The sequence below is a fragment of the Pseudomonas sp. TMP9 genome, from assembly GCF_037943105.1.
Taxonomy (GTDB): Bacteria; Pseudomonadota; Gammaproteobacteria; order Pseudomonadales; family Pseudomonadaceae; genus Aquipseudomonas.
Genome location: NZ_CP149803.1, coordinates 1,817,618 through 1,834,252 on the forward strand (window position 1 = coordinate 1,817,618; position 16,635 = coordinate 1,834,252).

The 16,635-nt window shown below is 51.2% G+C and carries 24 protein-coding genes; 17 read left to right on the forward strand and 7 right to left on the reverse strand.

Features of this window, described 5'->3' with window-relative positions; all coding sequences use genetic code 11:
- Nucleotides 1-303 precede the first annotated feature (303 nt).
- Both WF513_RS08540 and WF513_RS08545 read right to left on the reverse strand, forming a co-directional pair.
- On the reverse strand, nucleotides 304-765 hold the full coding sequence (locus WF513_RS08540) for a hypothetical protein (RefSeq protein WP_339083267.1): 462 nt from the start codon (nucleotides 763-765) through the stop codon (nucleotides 304-306).
- A 376-nt stretch (nucleotides 766-1,141) separates the two neighbouring features.
- Nucleotides 1,142-1,471 (reverse strand): helix-turn-helix domain-containing protein, encoded by a 330-nt coding sequence (locus WF513_RS08545; protein ID WP_339083269.1) that lies wholly within the window; start codon nucleotides 1,469-1,471, stop codon nucleotides 1,142-1,144.
- Nucleotides 1,472-1,628: 157 nt separating this feature from the next.
- On the opposite strand from WF513_RS08545, the gene WF513_RS08550 reads away from it, so the two are divergent.
- Nucleotides 1,629-1,808, forward strand: a complete 180-nt coding sequence (locus tag WF513_RS08550; protein ID WP_339083272.1) for a hypothetical protein — start codon at nucleotides 1,629-1,631, stop codon at nucleotides 1,806-1,808.
- On the opposite strand, the gene WF513_RS08555 is transcribed toward WF513_RS08550, so the two are convergent.
- Nucleotides 1,805-2,955 (reverse strand): IS3 family transposase gene (locus tag WF513_RS08555; protein WP_339080610.1). Its coding sequence is split into 2 segments (ribosomal slippage): nucleotides 1,805-2,709 and nucleotides 2,709-2,955, totalling 1,152 coding nucleotides; the frame shifts between segments, so codons are not numbered across the junction. The genes WF513_RS08550 and WF513_RS08555 overlap by 4 nt on opposite strands.
- 36 nt (nucleotides 2,956-2,991) lie before the next feature.
- On the opposite strand from WF513_RS08555, the gene WF513_RS08560 reads away from it, so the two are divergent.
- Complete coding sequence (locus WF513_RS08560; protein WP_339083275.1) at nucleotides 2,992-3,861, forward strand: hypothetical protein; 870 nt, start codon at nucleotides 2,992-2,994, stop codon at nucleotides 3,859-3,861.
- 325 nt (nucleotides 3,862-4,186) lie between these two features.
- Here WF513_RS08560 and WF513_RS08565 read toward each other — a convergent pair whose 3' ends face one another.
- Together WF513_RS08565 and WF513_RS08570 are read right to left on the reverse strand one after the other, a co-directional pair.
- Entirely contained in the window at nucleotides 4,187-4,648 is a 462-nt protein-coding gene (locus WF513_RS08565; RefSeq protein WP_339083267.1) for a hypothetical protein, read from the reverse strand.
- 378 nt (nucleotides 4,649-5,026) lie between these two features.
- On the reverse strand, nucleotides 5,027-5,218 hold the full coding sequence (locus WF513_RS08570) for a hypothetical protein (protein WP_339083277.1): 192 nt from the start codon (nucleotides 5,216-5,218) through the stop codon (nucleotides 5,027-5,029).
- Nucleotides 5,219-5,351: 133 nt separating this feature from the next.
- Between WF513_RS08570 and WF513_RS08575 the strand changes: the two genes are divergently transcribed.
- From WF513_RS08575 to WF513_RS08610, 8 genes are all read left to right on the forward strand, one after another.
- Nucleotides 5,352-6,500, forward strand: coding sequence for a phage/plasmid replication protein (locus WF513_RS08575; RefSeq protein WP_339083279.1), 1,149 nt, complete (start codon nucleotides 5,352-5,354; stop codon nucleotides 6,498-6,500).
- A complete protein-coding gene (locus WF513_RS08580; RefSeq protein ID WP_339083281.1) occupies nucleotides 6,501-6,731 on the forward strand; it encodes a hypothetical protein in 231 nt (76 codons plus the stop codon).
- Between the two features lie 185 nt (nucleotides 6,732-6,916).
- Nucleotides 6,917-7,150, forward strand: coding sequence for a hypothetical protein (locus WF513_RS08585; protein ID WP_339083283.1), 234 nt, complete (start codon nucleotides 6,917-6,919; stop codon nucleotides 7,148-7,150).
- A gap of 78 nt (nucleotides 7,151-7,228) precedes the next feature.
- Nucleotides 7,229-7,507 carry a propanediol utilization protein gene (locus WF513_RS08590; RefSeq protein WP_339083285.1) on the forward strand — a complete coding sequence of 93 codons (279 nt, stop codon included), beginning with the start codon at nucleotides 7,229-7,231 and terminating at the stop codon, nucleotides 7,505-7,507.
- 235 nt (nucleotides 7,508-7,742) lie between these two features.
- Nucleotides 7,743-7,871: a hypothetical protein gene (locus WF513_RS08595; protein WP_339083287.1), complete on the forward strand. Its 129-nt coding sequence runs from the start codon at nucleotides 7,743-7,745 to the stop codon at nucleotides 7,869-7,871.
- Between the two features lie 138 nt (nucleotides 7,872-8,009).
- A complete protein-coding gene (locus tag WF513_RS08600; RefSeq protein ID WP_339083289.1) occupies nucleotides 8,010-9,308 on the forward strand; it encodes a hypothetical protein in 1,299 nt (432 codons plus the stop codon).
- Nucleotides 9,309-9,315: 7 nt separating this feature from the next.
- Nucleotides 9,316-9,615, forward strand: coding sequence for a hypothetical protein (locus WF513_RS08605; protein WP_339083291.1), 300 nt, complete (start codon nucleotides 9,316-9,318; stop codon nucleotides 9,613-9,615).
- 3 nt (nucleotides 9,616-9,618) lie between these two features.
- Nucleotides 9,619-10,881, forward strand: coding sequence for a zonular occludens toxin domain-containing protein (locus tag WF513_RS08610; RefSeq protein ID WP_339083293.1), 1,263 nt, complete (start codon nucleotides 9,619-9,621; stop codon nucleotides 10,879-10,881).
- A 325-nt stretch (nucleotides 10,882-11,206) separates the two neighbouring features.
- Here WF513_RS08610 and WF513_RS08615 read toward each other — a convergent pair whose 3' ends face one another.
- Complete coding sequence (locus WF513_RS08615; RefSeq protein WP_339083267.1) at nucleotides 11,207-11,668, reverse strand: hypothetical protein; 462 nt, start codon at nucleotides 11,666-11,668, stop codon at nucleotides 11,207-11,209.
- Nucleotides 11,669-12,046: 378 nt separating this feature from the next.
- Nucleotides 12,047-12,238 carry a hypothetical protein gene (locus WF513_RS08620; protein ID WP_339083277.1) on the reverse strand — a complete coding sequence of 64 codons (192 nt, stop codon included), beginning with the start codon at nucleotides 12,236-12,238 and terminating at the stop codon, nucleotides 12,047-12,049.
- Nucleotides 12,239-12,371: 133 nt separating this feature from the next.
- Here WF513_RS08620 and WF513_RS08625 point away from each other — a divergent pair, with 133 nt between their 5' ends.
- From WF513_RS08625 to WF513_RS08655, 7 genes are all read left to right on the forward strand, one after another.
- A complete protein-coding gene (locus WF513_RS08625; RefSeq protein WP_339083279.1) occupies nucleotides 12,372-13,520 on the forward strand; it encodes a phage/plasmid replication protein in 1,149 nt (382 codons plus the stop codon).
- On the forward strand, nucleotides 13,521-13,751 hold the full coding sequence (locus WF513_RS08630; protein ID WP_339083281.1) for a hypothetical protein: 231 nt from the start codon (nucleotides 13,521-13,523) through the stop codon (nucleotides 13,749-13,751).
- A 185-nt stretch (nucleotides 13,752-13,936) separates the two neighbouring features.
- Complete coding sequence (locus tag WF513_RS08635) at nucleotides 13,937-14,170, forward strand: hypothetical protein (protein WP_339083283.1); 234 nt, start codon at nucleotides 13,937-13,939, stop codon at nucleotides 14,168-14,170.
- Nucleotides 14,171-14,248: 78 nt separating this feature from the next.
- Nucleotides 14,249-14,527, forward strand: a complete 279-nt coding sequence (locus WF513_RS08640; RefSeq protein ID WP_339083285.1) for a propanediol utilization protein — start codon at nucleotides 14,249-14,251, stop codon at nucleotides 14,525-14,527.
- A gap of 235 nt (nucleotides 14,528-14,762) precedes the next feature.
- Complete coding sequence (locus WF513_RS08645) at nucleotides 14,763-14,891, forward strand: hypothetical protein (RefSeq protein WP_339083287.1); 129 nt, start codon at nucleotides 14,763-14,765, stop codon at nucleotides 14,889-14,891.
- A 138-nt stretch (nucleotides 14,892-15,029) separates the two neighbouring features.
- Complete coding sequence (locus WF513_RS08650; protein WP_339083289.1) at nucleotides 15,030-16,328, forward strand: hypothetical protein; 1,299 nt, start codon at nucleotides 15,030-15,032, stop codon at nucleotides 16,326-16,328.
- A 7-nt stretch (nucleotides 16,329-16,335) separates the two neighbouring features.
- Nucleotides 16,336-16,635: a hypothetical protein gene (locus WF513_RS08655; protein ID WP_339083291.1), complete on the forward strand. Its 300-nt coding sequence runs from the start codon at nucleotides 16,336-16,338 to the stop codon at nucleotides 16,633-16,635.

The following is a 16,635-nucleotide window of genomic DNA, read 5'->3' on the forward strand; positions in this document are numbered from 1 at the left end:
ACGTTCAGTCGGCTGCGGATAATGCTGTAAGCTCCGGGGCCGATTTAATGTAACGTTTATTATGCGAACGCCCGTTACCGTAATCATTCCCCCTCACTCTATCGACCAGGCGCGGTTATACGCAGCCGGTCGGAGTGATTCCGAAGCTGTACAGCATTTGCTTGATGATTACCCCAGGCTTGTTTCTGAGGTCCGCGAGTTACGCCGTCGCCTGATCCAGCTCGATGACGAGGGCACCGCAATGGATGCCCGTCTTGACTCTTTGCAGGCTGCTTGCAGGGCAGTTCTTGAATTATAGTAACGTTATTTTTTGCGAATTCGCCAGAATTCAGGGTTATGCACTTTCATCATTGCGTCTTCTGCCTGCCGCTCTGTTTCGTATTGGTCGGACACTCTCCAGCGTCCTTTTTCGTTTTTGCATTGAAGCTGCCACACCTCCTTTTTAGTAACGTTACCGGCTTCAATATCTTTCAATTTCCTTTCCGCTTCTCTTGCTCTTTTGGCCCATTCCCCGAGTTCTTTCTCCAATACAATTTGACGCTCTCCCAGGCGTTCCAATGCCTCGCGCAGCACAATTGAGCATTCCCCTTTTGCGGTAACGTTACTTTTCTGACGCTCGCGGTATGCCTTCTGCTTCTGCGCTGGTGTCAGCGCTGCGCCGGTCGATGGTCTGCCGCGCCCGCGCTTAGGCTGGATCAGGGGGAGGGATATTGTTTTCTTGTCTGTTGGGTCGATCATTTCGGCGTCACCATGTTTGCTGTTCATGGTGTAATTATAGTCACGTTACCGATAATATACCAGCGGTAACGTTACCGAAAACATACCGTTCGTCCGGTTTATAGTAACGCACTGCACGTTACCTTAATTAACTGCCCGGCTCGCCGTGCCGTCGATCTCTAAACCCACCTCATCACTGATCAACTCCGGGTAGCCCTCCGGGCGCAGGGGCTTGCCCCTGATCCAGCGCAGCGCGGATGCCTCTAAGTGCGCACCAGGTGACTTTTCATCGGTCGGGGTAGCGTAGCGAGGGGGAACCCCTGCCAAGCGCAGCGAAGGTGCCTTTTGCTTTTGAGATTTCCGCGCCGAACGGGTGGGGGTGCTGTTACACCCCCACTTTACCCCGGACTCCCATGGTATTTGCCTAGCGCAGAGCTTCTTGCTCGTACCCGAACAGCACGCCTTTTAGTGCAATCCGTGCCTGATTCCGTATTTCTGGCGGCAGGGCTTCGAATCTTTTCAGGATCGGCTCTAGGTCTTCGGATACCGACCTTTCTTGCTCTGTAAGCAGTAGCTCGTCAGTTGTTACTCCAAGTGCCTTTGCCAGCCTGACTATCACCTCTCCTGTTGGGTCTGCTCGTCCTGCTTCGTATGACGTGTAACTCGATTTGCTCACTCCTGCCGCTTCCCATACCTCGCGCTGACTGAGCTTTTTCGCTGCTCGGTATCTCTTTAGGTTGTCTGCGATGGTCATTGCTCGCTCCAGGCTGCTCCCACTCATCGTCGATCCTATATACTGGTGTTTCGTACAGTTCCGGTATACCGGAACAAAAAGGCTTGCATGTCGGTGAATTCAAGTCTTATCATCCTGTCCATCTTGTATCTGCATCCAGATATTGACAGGGATTTCCATGTTCATCGACTGGCTTCGGCTTTCTCAGACTTTTGACCACGACCTGCCCACGGTCTGTGACGTCTATAGCCTGACTATCGATGCCAACACGCATGAAATTCTCAGCACCAAGCAGCCCAAGTTTCAGCATCGCGGCAGCCATTGCTCCTCGATCACTGAATCGCCCCGGGTTTTCTAGACACCGGCCAGCCTCTGGAAATATCGCTTTTCAAACTCTACCGGTGACAGCTGATCATTGAAACCATGACGCCGTTTCGGGTTGTAAAACATCTCGATGTAGTCGAACACGTCACTGCGTGCTTCCTGCCGAGAACCATAGACTTTCCGCTTGATTCGTTCTCGTTTCAGTAACTGGAAAAAGCTCTCAGCCACAGCGTTGTCATGACAGTTACCGCGCCTGCTCATGCTTCCTAGCAAGTTGTTGGCCTTCAGGAAGCTTTGCCAGTCTGAGCTGCTGTACTGGCTCCCCTGATCTGAGTGAATCATGACTTCCTGCTTCGGCTTACGTCGCCAGACCGCCATCAGTAACGCATCTATTGCCAAGTCGCTGGTCATGTTCGGTTTCATTGACCAGCCAATGACCTGACGCGAAAACAGATCGAGCACCACTGCCAAGTACAGCCAGCCCTCGTAAGTTCGGATGTACGTAATGTCGGTCACCCATACTTTATTGGGCTCTGTGACATTGAAGCGACGTTCCAAATAGTTTGGAGAGGCAACTGGCGGCTTACCACCGTAACGTCCCGGGCGTCGTCGATAGCCCGTCTGCGAACGCAGCCCCTCTTTACGCATCAGTCGAGCAACACGATGCCGACCGCAGACCTCTCCAAGCTCGCGCAGGTCGTCATGAATTTTACGGTAGCCGTAGACGCCGCCGCTCTCTAACCAAGAGTGCTTTATCAAGCCAAGCAGTCGCAGGTCATCCTTAGCGCGCGCCGACTTGGGCTCAGCCCGCCATGCGTAGTAACCGCTGACGTGTACTTTCAACGTCAGGCACAGACGGCGAATCGAGTAACTCGCTGACATCTGATTAATGAAGGCGTACTTCAGCCGCACTCCTTGGCAAAGTACGCGGCGGCCTTTTTTAGGATGTCTCGCTCTTCAGTTACACGCTTGAGTTCGGCGCGCAGGCGCCGTAACTCAGCGTGCTGATCATCCTCTTGCAGGCGTTGCTCCGCAGGCTTGCTGTAGCGCTTCACCCAGGCATACAGGCTGTGTGTCGACATGCCCAGACGAGCGGACACCTCAGCGACCGGCAGGCCCCGTTCGGTAACCTGCCTAGCTGCTTCAATTTTGAACTCTTCGGAAAAACGCGGGTTGCTCATGGCACCTCCTGATGGGCCTTATTATGAGGCGTGGAGGTGTCTACGAAACTAGGGGCGATTCAGACCTACAAAATGACCAAGCTGACTGCCATCGGCTCTGCTAAAAAGTATCGCGTTGATATCTACCTAGGCGCACCCACTGGCCAAAACATCCCTAAAAGTAAGCTCATCCGTCAGACTTTCGGCCAGTACAAAAAGAACATTTATAAGTACTACAGCAGTGCTACACAGTCAGCCACAGGCACTGTTGGCGATGAATCTAAGGCAGACAAGCGCGGTACTATCTGGCGTTCGCCGTTCATTATTTTCAGCATCCTCGGCCCGCTGATCGGTATTCCGCTTGGCCTCTGGTACGTCGTCGGCATTTTTACCGGCGGCTTTGGCATTAGCGAAAAAGCCGAGGAGGGCGCTCTTCCTCAAGCACAGGTTCAGCATCTCGGCCTTACTAATCCGCCCCCACCCGGCCTACAAACCCAGCCACCTACCACCTACTCTGAGCCTTCGCCGCCTCAGATTGTTGATTCCTCAATTTGGCGTGTTTCTGGCCACATCAAGCGCGGAACTGGTGGCACTACCGGTTCTACTTCTTGGCCATCCATTTCCGGATACGGGCAGCCTGAATCCCAAACCATTCCCCAGGCTGACGTGCCTGACTTGGTGATTCTTTATTCCCAGATTTACGGCACGCGCTACGCTTTGGCTAGTGACTGTGAGCTGTTTCCGGATGGCCTAAACTGGCAATGCATAGTCGACGGCACACGCGTTGCACCTTGGACCGGTCGCGGCGATGCAACTCAATGGGCCTCAGACCCACAACGCTTAGCCGGTCGTACTGCTGCTGCAGCGAGCGGAGCGACCGAAAGCAGAAGCACGACTAACATCCTTGTGAACCCTCAGCCCCTCTAAGGCTTCGTATAATGGTAACGTTACGTTCAGTCGGCTGCGGATAATGCTGTAAGCTCCGGGGCCGATTTAATGTAACGTTTATTATGCGAACGCCCGTTACCGTAATCATTCCCCCTCACTCTATCGACCAGGCGCGGTTATACGCAGCCGGTCGGAGTGATTCCGAAGCTGTACAGCATTTGCTTGATGATTACCCCAGGCTTGTTTCTGAGGTCCGCGAGTTACGCCGTCGCCTGATCCAGCTCGATGACGAGGGCACCGCAATGGATGCCCGTCTTGACTCTTTGCAGGCTGCTTGCAGGGCAGTTCTTGAATTATAGTAACGTTATTTTTTGCGAATTCGCCAGAATTCAGGGTTATGCACTTTCATCATTGCGTCTTCTGCCTGCCGCTCTGTTTCGTATTGGTCGGACACTCTCCAGCGTCCTTTTTCGTTTTTGCATTGAAGCTGCCACACCTCCTTTTTAGTAACGTTACCGGCTTCAATATCTTTCAATTTCCTTTCCGCTTCTCTTGCTCTTTTGGCCCATTCCCCGAGTTCTTTCTCCAATACAATTTGACGCTCTCCCAGGCGTTCCAATGCCTCGCGCAGCACAATTGAGCATTCCCCTTTTGCGGTAACGTTACTTTTCTGACGCTCGCGGTATGCCTTCTGCTTCTGCGCTGGTGTCAGCGCTGCGCCGGTCGATGGTCTGCCGCGCCCGCGCTTAGGCTGGATCAGGGGGAGGGATATTGTTTTCTTGTCTGTTGGGTCGATCATTTCGGCGTCACCATGTTTGCTGTTCATGGTGTAATTATAGTCACGTTACCGATAATATACCAGCGGTAACGTTACCGAAAACATACCGTTCGTCCGGTTTATAGTAACGCACTGCACGTTACCTTAATTAACTGCCCGGCTCGCCGTGCCGTCGATCTCTAAACCCACCTCATCACTGATCAACTCCGGGTAGCCCTCCGGGCGCAGGGGCTTGCCCCTGATCCAGCGCAGCGCGGATGCCTCTAAGTGCGCACCAGGTGACTTTTCATCGGTCGGGGTAGCGTAGCGAGGGGGAACCCCTGCCAAGCGCAGCGAAGGTGCCTTTTGCTTTTGAGATTTCCGCGCCGAACGGGTGGGGGTGCTGTTACACCCCCACTTTGGTATGGACTCCCATACTTTCCGGAATTAATCCCTTCCCAAAACCGCCTCGCGGTAAGCCTTCACGTCCTCCGCCTTTAGCGTCCCCAGGTGCTTCCATATCAAAGCGCCCAGTAGGTCGCTCTCTTTCACGTCCTCTTTCCGCTCGACGATGAGCTTTATCCGTTTAGCGTTCAGCGCTTCTACGGCTTCATCCCTGAGCCTGTACGTCTTCGCCATGATTCCACCTCGCCATCACACGTGATTTTTATTGAATATGATTTTTGCACGTGTTGCTTTGTCATGTGTGATTAGGCTATAAAGTGCGCACAAATCATTTGTGATTATGTCACAAGGCGAAAAGCGGACTTTTATGTTCATTGACTGGCTTCGACTCTCTCAGACGTTTGACCACGACCTGCCAACGGTCTGCGACGTCTACAGCCTGACGATTGATGCCAACACCCATGAAATCCTCAGCACCAAGCAGCCCAAGTTTCAGCACCGCGGTAGCCACTGCTCCTCGATCACAATAAATATTCAGGGCCGCAAACTCACCGTTGACGGCAATCCTTCTCGGATAAACCGCCTCGATAACCTCTTTGGGTTTACCACTATTCAGCAGTGCGTAAACGTCTACAACGCGCTTCTGGCCGAGTACGGGCTGCCCGGTTTTACTCGTTGCACCACCGTTCAGCAGTGTCAGGTTAAGGGTATGCGCGGCAAGTTCGATCAGGCACTCATTGCAGACGGTGCAACCATCGAACGTATCGACCTGACCACCAATGCCGCATTGGGCAAGGACAACGTTCTGGCGTTCCTTCGCGGCGTTTCTACACAGTCAATTGGCCACTCTGTCGGCTTCCTTTACCCGAATGGCCGCACCTGTGTTTGGACGCCAGAAGGCAATGGTGAGGGCGGTCGGCTTCAGTACCGAAAGCTTTACGACAAGGCTTTCGAAATGGCCAGCAAAAAAGGCGTTCTTGCCAAGGTCAAACGCCTCTACGGCGAAACCTCACTTGAATACGCCCATGTCCAACGTGTACACAAATTTTGCATAGACAACGGCATTTGCCGTTTTGAGCAGGAACTAAAAAGCGAACTCCTCAAACGCAAAGGCTTGTCCTTTTGGGGTCTGTTCGATGAGGGCCAATTTGCCCAACTCCACGATGAGTTTTTGAAGGTCGATGACCGCCTGAAGGTGACTGCTATGGACATTGTGACTATTGCGCAGCAGCTGATAGATGAGGGCGTCGTTACTTCAACATACGCCGCCAACATCACCGCGATGTATGCCATTAACTGGGCCAATGGTCAGGCCTTTGATTTTGACAAATCTCAGACGAAAACCCACCGGGCGCGCCTTCGCCGCATCGGCCTTGATATTGCTCGCCCATACGACAACACCCGTTCCGCGACTGTCATCGTCCGCGAGGCTCGCGAGGTCACCAAGACTTTCGACATTCAGCCGCCTGCCTGGTACCGCATGCCAGAAGCTCGCCAACTGCGATTGGTGGCCTAAATGTTTCCACTATCCGAAGCTTATAACTCTGGTTTTTCTTCTTTTAACCGTGGCGATTCTTATAAAAATCCTCACCCTGATTTATCACCAGAATTTAACCTTTTCGAGCGTGGCTATTTCCAAGCCCTTAAGACTTCTTACGTTTTCCCTAAAGGTCAAAAACGCCGCAACGTTGGCAATATTTCCATGCAATTACAACGCGACGCACAAAAACACATGAGGTCTATTTAAATGATCGATTTAGATCGCGTTCTTTGTGACTGCTGCGGCGATGACATGGGCCAAATCCTCGGCGGTGTTCCAACCTCTGCCGGCGTTATCTGTGATCACAACAAAGCTCCTCATTTTGCCGTCTGTCCTGATTGCACTTTTGACGCGTGCGAGTTCCTTGGCCTTCCACTCCCTGAGGGCTTCCCATGCGCACCGTGAGTTTTCAAGGTACTCAGGTCAGCGAATCCCAGCGCCGCAACTTGCAACTACGCGCCCAGGTGCAAACTTCTTTTATGGCACCCCACCTGCTTGCATCAGTTCAGCAAACCGAACAGCTCTTATCCGAACGCAAAGCAGCCGGCGTCAAACCTGAAAAGCTCTGGTTTGTTGTTCGCGACGAAAAAGGCACCTCCTGCGTTGCTGAATGGATGGGCTACTAATTTCGCCCAACTGGGCTAACAAACGGCCAGCCTCCGCGCTGAGCTGCCACTAAGTAAGAGGGCAACACGATGACCGCAATGCTTATCAAAGTTACAACCACCGGTACTTCTCGTAGCGGTATTTCTGCAAAGCAAAAGCCTTACACCATGGCCACCGCTTATGCCCATTTGCCAAATATTCCGTTTCCTCAGGAATTTTCTTACTACTGCGAAACTCCTCAGCAGGTCCAACCCGCTGGCGAATATGAATGCGAAGTCGTCCTCAGCATCAAGGATGGTCGTATTAACGTTGAGGTAGACCCTCGCCAAGGTCGCAAGCTTGTTGCTTCCCCAGTTCGCCAACAGGCGTCTGCCTAAATGTCTTCGGGCGTTCTCCGCTGTGACGGCTCAGTCGCCATCGCTCCGGACGGTGCCCCCCTCTGTTCCGGTATCTGGGAATTGGTCCCAGTGCCTCAACCTTTCAGCCTTGAATTGCTCGACCCCGCACAACTTGCGGCTGCGTTTATGGCTGGATTTGTACTCGTCGGTACTTGCTGGTTCGCCGGTTGGTGCTGCCGATCTCTTCTCTCAATGATTAAGTGAGGTTTACACCATGGAAGCAATCGTAAGCGCTGTATCTGTTACCGATGTTGTTGCCGGTATTCTCGGTATCGCTGGCGTTATCGCGCTGGCTCTGGTTGCTCGTATGGGCGCCCGCAAACTGCTTGGCATGATCAAGTAAGCGAACCCCCACCCGTTGCAACTGCGGGGGCTTCGGCCCCCCTTTTTCTTTGTGAGGACGATATGGAACAAGTCTGGTTACTGACTCTTTTTATTACCGGTGCCGCTTCGGCTTTTCTTTGTTTTCATGGGTGGTGATATGCGCTTTTTAATCTCGTTTTGTTTTTTATTTTTTACTTCATCATTCGCATATGCCTCTGATTATTATTGGCAGCGTGCCAATGGTTCTGTATACGACAATCCGACTGCTGCTTGTCAGGCTTGGGAAGCTACTCATATAACCTTGGGTGGCAATAATAGGTTTACCGGTCTTATATGGTATTCCCCTGATTTCGTTGGTTGTCAGATTAACAATTCAACTGGTCGTTCAGAGACTATTCGTCGTTATGGGACTTCTTGTCCAACTGACTCAACCTACAACACCGAAACCGGCGAATGCGAATCCCCTAAGCCTAACGAATGCGAAGCCAAATCTGGCGAATCAACCACTTTTACAAAGTCCGGCACTGCGCCCGATGCTTATGCTGTCGTCCTCCCAAGCGGCCAACTAGGCCAAGAACAATCCGCCTGTTTTTCTTCCTGCGTAGTCTCAACTACTGAACAAAAATGTACTGTTAATGGTATTGGCAACTATACATGTCGTGGTAAGGCTTATTACACCGGTCAAAAATGCACAACAGGCCCTGAGGTTGATTACACCGACTCCCCTAAAGAGCCTGAGCCCGAAACAATTACTAAAGACAAGCCATGCCAATATATTGAACAGGCAGACGGCACCCTTCGTTGTGACTCTGAGAAAAGCACAGAAAAAGAAGGCCAATCATGTGGCACCGTTAACGGCGTTAAAAAGTGTTTTGACACTAAACCAACAAAAGATGCTGTCAATATTGAAACTGATGTAAAAACTGAAACTAAGCCAGACGGCTCTAGCACCATTACTAAGACTGATACCGCTACAAAGACCACCTGTAGCGGCATTAACTCATGTTCAAGCATTACTACTAAAACCACGACTAAAACCGAAAAAGATGCTGACGGCAATACAACTTCAATATCTGGCACATGCACCGGATCTTCTTGCCCCGACAAGAATACAAACCCCGATGGCGACGGCGACGGCTTCGGCGATTGTACTGACGGTAACTGCTCCTCTGGTGCTGGCGGTCCTCTAGAAACCCCCGAACTTGAAGAAGTCCCCGGATTTTCTGAAACAACCTCAACCTTTACTGGGCGAATTGCTGCGGCCCCAATAATGACTGCCATCAAAGGTATTAGACTCAATGGCGGCGGCTCTTGTTCCATGTCTGGTACGACAACCATTATTGGCTCAGTTAGCGCTTCTGCCTTTTGTGACAACTCCAGCTGGCTTGATCCGCTCTATTTTGTATTTCTTGCAATTCATGCATTGGCTGCTGTTCGTGTATTCCTTAGCGCATAGGTGACATATGTTTGATTCTCTAATGGCTTGGCTTTCCGAAACTTTTACCGAAATATTGACTTGGCTAAAAGATTTACTACTTTGGATACCGCGCAAGGTATATGAGGAAGTTTTAGACGGCATGGCCTCTTTCTTTGAGTCCTTGCCCGTTCCCGATTTTATTATTCAAGCATCCTCTGCACTCTCGGGCATTTCCGGCAATGTTTTATTCTTTGCCCAAAAGTTTGCAGTGGGCGAGGGCATCATTCTAATTTTGTCGGCGTATATCCTTCGCTTCATCCTTCGCCGCATTCCGTTCATTGGGTGATATATGGCAATTGAGGCTTATGTAGGCTTACCAGGGCACGGCAAAAGTTACGGCGTTGTTGAGCATGTTGTTTTGCCTTCAATCATGGAAGGGCGGCACGTCGTTACCAATATTCCGCTTGAAGTCGACGACATAATTGCTGACTTCGGTTCACCCGGCAGCCAGATTACCCAGCTTCCCGAGGATTGGTTTGAACGTGCAGATTTGGCAGACTTCATCCCTAATGGCTCTGTCTTGATTCTCGATGAACTCTGGCGTCGTTGGCCTTCCGGCCTCAAGGCTAACCAAGCTTCTTTGCCTGACAAGTCTCTGCTTGCTGAGCATCGCCACCGTGTTGATTCTGATGGTCGCTCTATGCGCATTGTCCTTGTGACTCAGGACTTGTCTCAGCTTGCTTCTTGGGTTCGTATTCTGGTTGAACAGACCTACAAAATGACCAAGCTGACTGCCATCGGCTCTGCTAAAAAGTATCGCGTTGATATCTACCTAGGCGCACCCACTGGCCAAAACATCCCTAAAAGTAAGCTCATCCGTCAGACTTTCGGCCAGTACAAAAAGAACATTTATAAGTACTACAGCAGTGCTACACAGTCAGCCACAGGCACTGTTGGCGATGAATCTAAGGCAGACAAGCGCGGTACTATCTGGCGTTCGCCGTTCATTATTTTCAGCATCCTCGGCCCGCTGATCGGTATTCCGCTTGGCCTCTGGTACGTCGTCGGCATTTTTACCGGCGGCTTTGGCATTAGCGAAAAAGCCGAGGAGGGCGCTCTTCCTCAAGCACAGGTTCAGCATCTCGGCCTTACTAATCCGCCCCCACCCGGCCTACAAACCCAGCCACCTACCACCTACTCTGAGCCTTCGCCGCCTCAGATTGTTGATTCCTCAATTTGGCGTGTTTCTGGCCACATCAAGCGCGGAACTGGTGGCACTACCGGTTCTACTTCTTGGCCATCCATTTCCGGATACGGGCAGCCTGAATCCCAAACCATTCCCCAGGCTGACGTGCCTGACTTGGTGATTCTTTATTCCCAGATTTACGGCACGCGCTACGCTTTGGCTAGTGACTGTGAGCTGTTTCCGGATGGCCTAAACTGGCAATGCATAGTCGACGGCACACGCGTTGCACCTTGGACCGGTCGCGGCGATGCAACTCAATGGGCCTCAGACCCACAACGCTTAGCCGGTCGTACTGCTGCTGCAGCGAGCGGAGCGACCGAAAGCAGAAGCACGACTAACATCCTTGTGAACCCTCAGCCCCTCTAAGGCTTCGTATAATGGTAACGTTACGTTCAGTCGGCTGCGGATAATGCTGTAAGCTCCGGGGCCGATTTAATGTAACGTTTATTATGCGAACGCCCGTTACCGTAATCATTCCCCCTCACTCTATCGACCAGGCGCGGTTATACGCAGCCGGTCGGAGTGATTCCGAAGCTGTACAGCATTTGCTTGATGATTACCCCAGGCTTGTTTCTGAGGTCCGCGAGTTACGCCGTCGCCTGATCCAGCTCGATGACGAGGGCACCGCAATGGATGCCCGTCTTGACTCTTTGCAGGCTGCTTGCAGGGCAGTTCTTGAATTATAGTAACGTTATTTTTTGCGAATTCGCCAGAATTCAGGGTTATGCACTTTCATCATTGCGTCTTCTGCCTGCCGCTCTGTTTCGTATTGGTCGGACACTCTCCAGCGTCCTTTTTCGTTTTTGCATTGAAGCTGCCACACCTCCTTTTTAGTAACGTTACCGGCTTCAATATCTTTCAATTTCCTTTCCGCTTCTCTTGCTCTTTTGGCCCATTCCCCGAGTTCTTTCTCCAATACAATTTGACGCTCTCCCAGGCGTTCCAATGCCTCGCGCAGCACAATTGAGCATTCCCCTTTTGCGGTAACGTTACTTTTCTGACGCTCGCGGTATGCCTTCTGCTTCTGCGCTGGTGTCAGCGCTGCGCCGGTCGATGGTCTGCCGCGCCCGCGCTTAGGCTGGATCAGGGGGAGGGATATTGTTTTCTTGTCTGTTGGGTCGATCATTTCGGCGTCACCATGTTTGCTGTTCATGGTGTAATTATAGTCACGTTACCGATAATATACCAGCGGTAACGTTACCGAAAACATACCGTTCGTCCGGTTTATAGTAACGCACTGCACGTTACCTTAATTAACTGCCCGGCTCGCCGTGCCGTCGATCTCTAAACCCACCTCATCACTGATCAACTCCGGGTAGCCCTCCGGGCGCAGGGGCTTGCCCCTGATCCAGCGCAGCGCGGATGCCTCTAAGTGCGCACCAGGTGACTTTTCATCGGTCGGGGTAGCGTAGCGAGGGGGAACCCCTGCCAAGCGCAGCGAAGGTGCCTTTTGCTTTTGAGATTTCCGCGCCGAACGGGTGGGGGTGCTGTTACACCCCCACTTTGGTATGGACTCCCATACTTTCCGGAATTAATCCCTTCCCAAAACCGCCTCGCGGTAAGCCTTCACGTCCTCCGCCTTTAGCGTCCCCAGGTGCTTCCATATCAAAGCGCCCAGTAGGTCGCTCTCTTTCACGTCCTCTTTCCGCTCGACGATGAGCTTTATCCGTTTAGCGTTCAGCGCTTCTACGGCTTCATCCCTGAGCCTGTACGTCTTCGCCATGATTCCACCTCGCCATCACACGTGATTTTTATTGAATATGATTTTTGCACGTGTTGCTTTGTCATGTGTGATTAGGCTATAAAGTGCGCACAAATCATTTGTGATTATGTCACAAGGCGAAAAGCGGACTTTTATGTTCATTGACTGGCTTCGACTCTCTCAGACGTTTGACCACGACCTGCCAACGGTCTGCGACGTCTACAGCCTGACGATTGATGCCAACACCCATGAAATCCTCAGCACCAAGCAGCCCAAGTTTCAGCACCGCGGTAGCCACTGCTCCTCGATCACAATAAATATTCAGGGCCGCAAACTCACCGTTGACGGCAATCCTTCTCGGATAAACCGCCTCGATAACCTCTTTGGGTTTACCACTATTCAGCAGTGCGTAAACGTCTACAACGCGCTTCTGGCCGAGTACGGGCTGCCCGGTTTTACTCGTTGCACCACCGTTCAGCAGTGTCAGGTTAAGGGTATGCGCGGCAAGTTCGATCAGGCACTCATTGCAGACGGTGCAACCATCGAACGTATCGACCTGACCACCAATGCCGCATTGGGCAAGGACAACGTTCTGGCGTTCCTTCGCGGCGTTTCTACACAGTCAATTGGCCACTCTGTCGGCTTCCTTTACCCGAATGGCCGCACCTGTGTTTGGACGCCAGAAGGCAATGGTGAGGGCGGTCGGCTTCAGTACCGAAAGCTTTACGACAAGGCTTTCGAAATGGCCAGCAAAAAAGGCGTTCTTGCCAAGGTCAAACGCCTCTACGGCGAAACCTCACTTGAATACGCCCATGTCCAACGTGTACACAAATTTTGCATAGACAACGGCATTTGCCGTTTTGAGCAGGAACTAAAAAGCGAACTCCTCAAACGCAAAGGCTTGTCCTTTTGGGGTCTGTTCGATGAGGGCCAATTTGCCCAACTCCACGATGAGTTTTTGAAGGTCGATGACCGCCTGAAGGTGACTGCTATGGACATTGTGACTATTGCGCAGCAGCTGATAGATGAGGGCGTCGTTACTTCAACATACGCCGCCAACATCACCGCGATGTATGCCATTAACTGGGCCAATGGTCAGGCCTTTGATTTTGACAAATCTCAGACGAAAACCCACCGGGCGCGCCTTCGCCGCATCGGCCTTGATATTGCTCGCCCATACGACAACACCCGTTCCGCGACTGTCATCGTCCGCGAGGCTCGCGAGGTCACCAAGACTTTCGACATTCAGCCGCCTGCCTGGTACCGCATGCCAGAAGCTCGCCAACTGCGATTGGTGGCCTAAATGTTTCCACTATCCGAAGCTTATAACTCTGGTTTTTCTTCTTTTAACCGTGGCGATTCTTATAAAAATCCTCACCCTGATTTATCACCAGAATTTAACCTTTTCGAGCGTGGCTATTTCCAAGCCCTTAAGACTTCTTACGTTTTCCCTAAAGGTCAAAAACGCCGCAACGTTGGCAATATTTCCATGCAATTACAACGCGACGCACAAAAACACATGAGGTCTATTTAAATGATCGATTTAGATCGCGTTCTTTGTGACTGCTGCGGCGATGACATGGGCCAAATCCTCGGCGGTGTTCCAACCTCTGCCGGCGTTATCTGTGATCACAACAAAGCTCCTCATTTTGCCGTCTGTCCTGATTGCACTTTTGACGCGTGCGAGTTCCTTGGCCTTCCACTCCCTGAGGGCTTCCCATGCGCACCGTGAGTTTTCAAGGTACTCAGGTCAGCGAATCCCAGCGCCGCAACTTGCAACTACGCGCCCAGGTGCAAACTTCTTTTATGGCACCCCACCTGCTTGCATCAGTTCAGCAAACCGAACAGCTCTTATCCGAACGCAAAGCAGCCGGCGTCAAACCTGAAAAGCTCTGGTTTGTTGTTCGCGACGAAAAAGGCACCTCCTGCGTTGCTGAATGGATGGGCTACTAATTTCGCCCAACTGGGCTAACAAACGGCCAGCCTCCGCGCTGAGCTGCCACTAAGTAAGAGGGCAACACGATGACCGCAATGCTTATCAAAGTTACAACCACCGGTACTTCTCGTAGCGGTATTTCTGCAAAGCAAAAGCCTTACACCATGGCCACCGCTTATGCCCATTTGCCAAATATTCCGTTTCCTCAGGAATTTTCTTACTACTGCGAAACTCCTCAGCAGGTCCAACCCGCTGGCGAATATGAATGCGAAGTCGTCCTCAGCATCAAGGATGGTCGTATTAACGTTGAGGTAGACCCTCGCCAAGGTCGCAAGCTTGTTGCTTCCCCAGTTCGCCAACAGGCGTCTGCCTAAATGTCTTCGGGCGTTCTCCGCTGTGACGGCTCAGTCGCCATCGCTCCGGACGGTGCCCCCCTCTGTTCCGGTATCTGGGAATTGGTCCCAGTGCCTCAACCTTTCAGCCTTGAATTGCTCGACCCCGCACAACTTGCGGCTGCGTTTATGGCTGGATTTGTACTCGTCGGTACTTGCTGGTTCGCCGGTTGGTGCTGCCGATCTCTTCTCTCAATGATTAAGTGAGGTTTACACCATGGAAGCAATCGTAAGCGCTGTATCTGTTACCGATGTTGTTGCCGGTATTCTCGGTATCGCTGGCGTTATCGCGCTGGCTCTGGTTGCTCGTATGGGCGCCCGCAAACTGCTTGGCATGATCAAGTAAGCGAACCCCCACCCGTTGCAACTGCGGGGGCTTCGGCCCCCCTTTTTCTTTGTGAGGACGATATGGAACAAGTCTGGTTACTGACTCTTTTTATTACCGGTGCCGCTTCGGCTTTTCTTTGTTTTCATGGGTGGTGATATGCGCTTTTTAATCTCGTTTTGTTTTTTATTTTTTACTTCATCATTCGCATATGCCTCTGATTATTATTGGCAGCGTGCCAATGGTTCTGTATACGACAATCCGACTGCTGCTTGTCAGGCTTGGGAAGCTACTCATATAACCTTGGGTGGCAATAATAGGTTTACCGGTCTTATATGGTATTCCCCTGATTTCGTTGGTTGTCAGATTAACAATTCAACTGGTCGTTCAGAGACTATTCGTCGTTATGGGACTTCTTGTCCAACTGACTCAACCTACAACACCGAAACCGGCGAATGCGAATCCCCTAAGCCTAACGAATGCGAAGCCAAATCTGGCGAATCAACCACTTTTACAAAGTCCGGCACTGCGCCCGATGCTTATGCTGTCGTCCTCCCAAGCGGCCAACTAGGCCAAGAACAATCCGCCTGTTTTTCTTCCTGCGTAGTCTCAACTACTGAACAAAAATGTACTGTTAATGGTATTGGCAACTATACATGTCGTGGTAAGGCTTATTACACCGGTCAAAAATGCACAACAGGCCCTGAGGTTGATTACACCGACTCCCCTAAAGAGCCTGAGCCCGAAACAATTACTAAAGACAAGCCATGCCAATATATTGAACAGGCAGACGGCACCCTTCGTTGTGACTCTGAGAAAAGCACAGAAAAAGAAGGCCAATCATGTGGCACCGTTAACGGCGTTAAAAAGTGTTTTGACACTAAACCAACAAAAGATGCTGTCAATATTGAAACTGATGTAAAAACTGAAACTAAGCCAGACGGCTCTAGCACCATTACTAAGACTGATACCGCTACAAAGACCACCTGTAGCGGCATTAACTCATGTTCAAGCATTACTACTAAAACCACGACTAAAACCGAAAAAGATGCTGACGGCAATACAACTTCAATATCTGGCACATGCACCGGATCTTCTTGCCCCGACAAGAATACAAACCCCGATGGCGACGGCGACGGCTTCGGCGATTGTACTGACGGTAACTGCTCCTCTGGTGCTGGCGGTCCTCTAGAAACCCCCGAACTTGAAGAAGTCCCCGGATTTTCTGAAACAACCTCAACCTTTACTGGGCGAATTGCTGCGGCCCCAATAATGACTGCCATCAAAGGTATTAGACTCAATGGCGGCGGCTCTTGTTCCATGTCTGGTACGACAACCATTATTGGCTCAGTTAGCGCTTCTGCCTTTTGTGACAACTCCAGCTGGCTTGATCCGCTCTATTTTGTATTTCTTGCAATTCATGCATTGGCTGCTGTTCGTGTATTCCTTAGCGCATAGGTGACATATGTTTGATTCTCTAATGGCTTGGCTTTCCGAAACTTTTACCGAAATATTGACTTGGCTAAAAGATTTACTACTTTGGATACCGCGCAAGGTATATGAGGAAGTTTTAGACGGCATGGCCTCTTTCTTTGAGTCCTTGCCCGTTCCCGATTTTATTATTCAAGCATCCTCTGCACTCTCGGGCATTTCCGGCAATGTTTTATTCTTTGCCCAAAAGTTTGCAGTGGGCGAGGGCATCATTCTAATTTTGTCGGCGTATATCCTTCGCTTCATCCTTCGCCGCATTCCGTTCATTGGGTGA

Coding starts and splice junctions, on each gene's coding strand:
- WF513_RS08565 (WP_339083267.1), bottom strand. CDS start 4,648: ATGAACAGCAAACATGGTGACGCCGAAATGATCGACCCAACAGACAAG.
- WF513_RS08655 (WP_339083291.1), top strand. CDS start 16,336: ATGTTTGATTCTCTAATGGCTTGGCTTTCCGAAACTTTTACCGAAATA.
- WF513_RS08635 (WP_339083283.1), top strand. CDS start 13,937: ATGCGCACCGTGAGTTTTCAAGGTACTCAGGTCAGCGAATCCCAGCGC.
- WF513_RS08550 (WP_339083272.1), top strand. CDS start 1,629: ATGTTCATCGACTGGCTTCGGCTTTCTCAGACTTTTGACCACGACCTG.
- WF513_RS08625 (WP_339083279.1), top strand. CDS start 12,372: ATGTTCATTGACTGGCTTCGACTCTCTCAGACGTTTGACCACGACCTG.
- WF513_RS08640 (WP_339083285.1), top strand. CDS start 14,249: ATGCTTATCAAAGTTACAACCACCGGTACTTCTCGTAGCGGTATTTCT.
- WF513_RS08605 (WP_339083291.1), top strand. CDS start 9,316: ATGTTTGATTCTCTAATGGCTTGGCTTTCCGAAACTTTTACCGAAATA.
- WF513_RS08610 (WP_339083293.1), top strand. CDS start 9,619: ATGGCAATTGAGGCTTATGTAGGCTTACCAGGGCACGGCAAAAGTTAC.
- WF513_RS08540 (WP_339083267.1), bottom strand. CDS start 765: ATGAACAGCAAACATGGTGACGCCGAAATGATCGACCCAACAGACAAG.
- WF513_RS08545 (WP_339083269.1), bottom strand. CDS start 1,471: ATGACCATCGCAGACAACCTAAAGAGATACCGAGCAGCGAAAAAGCTC.
- WF513_RS08580 (WP_339083281.1), top strand. CDS start 6,501: ATGTTTCCACTATCCGAAGCTTATAACTCTGGTTTTTCTTCTTTTAAC.
- WF513_RS08590 (WP_339083285.1), top strand. CDS start 7,229: ATGCTTATCAAAGTTACAACCACCGGTACTTCTCGTAGCGGTATTTCT.
- WF513_RS08630 (WP_339083281.1), top strand. CDS start 13,521: ATGTTTCCACTATCCGAAGCTTATAACTCTGGTTTTTCTTCTTTTAAC.
- WF513_RS08600 (WP_339083289.1), top strand. CDS start 8,010: ATGCGCTTTTTAATCTCGTTTTGTTTTTTATTTTTTACTTCATCATTC.
- WF513_RS08585 (WP_339083283.1), top strand. CDS start 6,917: ATGCGCACCGTGAGTTTTCAAGGTACTCAGGTCAGCGAATCCCAGCGC.
- WF513_RS08575 (WP_339083279.1), top strand. CDS start 5,352: ATGTTCATTGACTGGCTTCGACTCTCTCAGACGTTTGACCACGACCTG.
- WF513_RS08615 (WP_339083267.1), bottom strand. CDS start 11,668: ATGAACAGCAAACATGGTGACGCCGAAATGATCGACCCAACAGACAAG.
- WF513_RS08570 (WP_339083277.1), bottom strand. CDS start 5,218: ATGGCGAAGACGTACAGGCTCAGGGATGAAGCCGTAGAAGCGCTGAAC.
- WF513_RS08620 (WP_339083277.1), bottom strand. CDS start 12,238: ATGGCGAAGACGTACAGGCTCAGGGATGAAGCCGTAGAAGCGCTGAAC.
- WF513_RS08645 (WP_339083287.1), top strand. CDS start 14,763: ATGGAAGCAATCGTAAGCGCTGTATCTGTTACCGATGTTGTTGCCGGT.
- WF513_RS08650 (WP_339083289.1), top strand. CDS start 15,030: ATGCGCTTTTTAATCTCGTTTTGTTTTTTATTTTTTACTTCATCATTC.
- WF513_RS08595 (WP_339083287.1), top strand. CDS start 7,743: ATGGAAGCAATCGTAAGCGCTGTATCTGTTACCGATGTTGTTGCCGGT.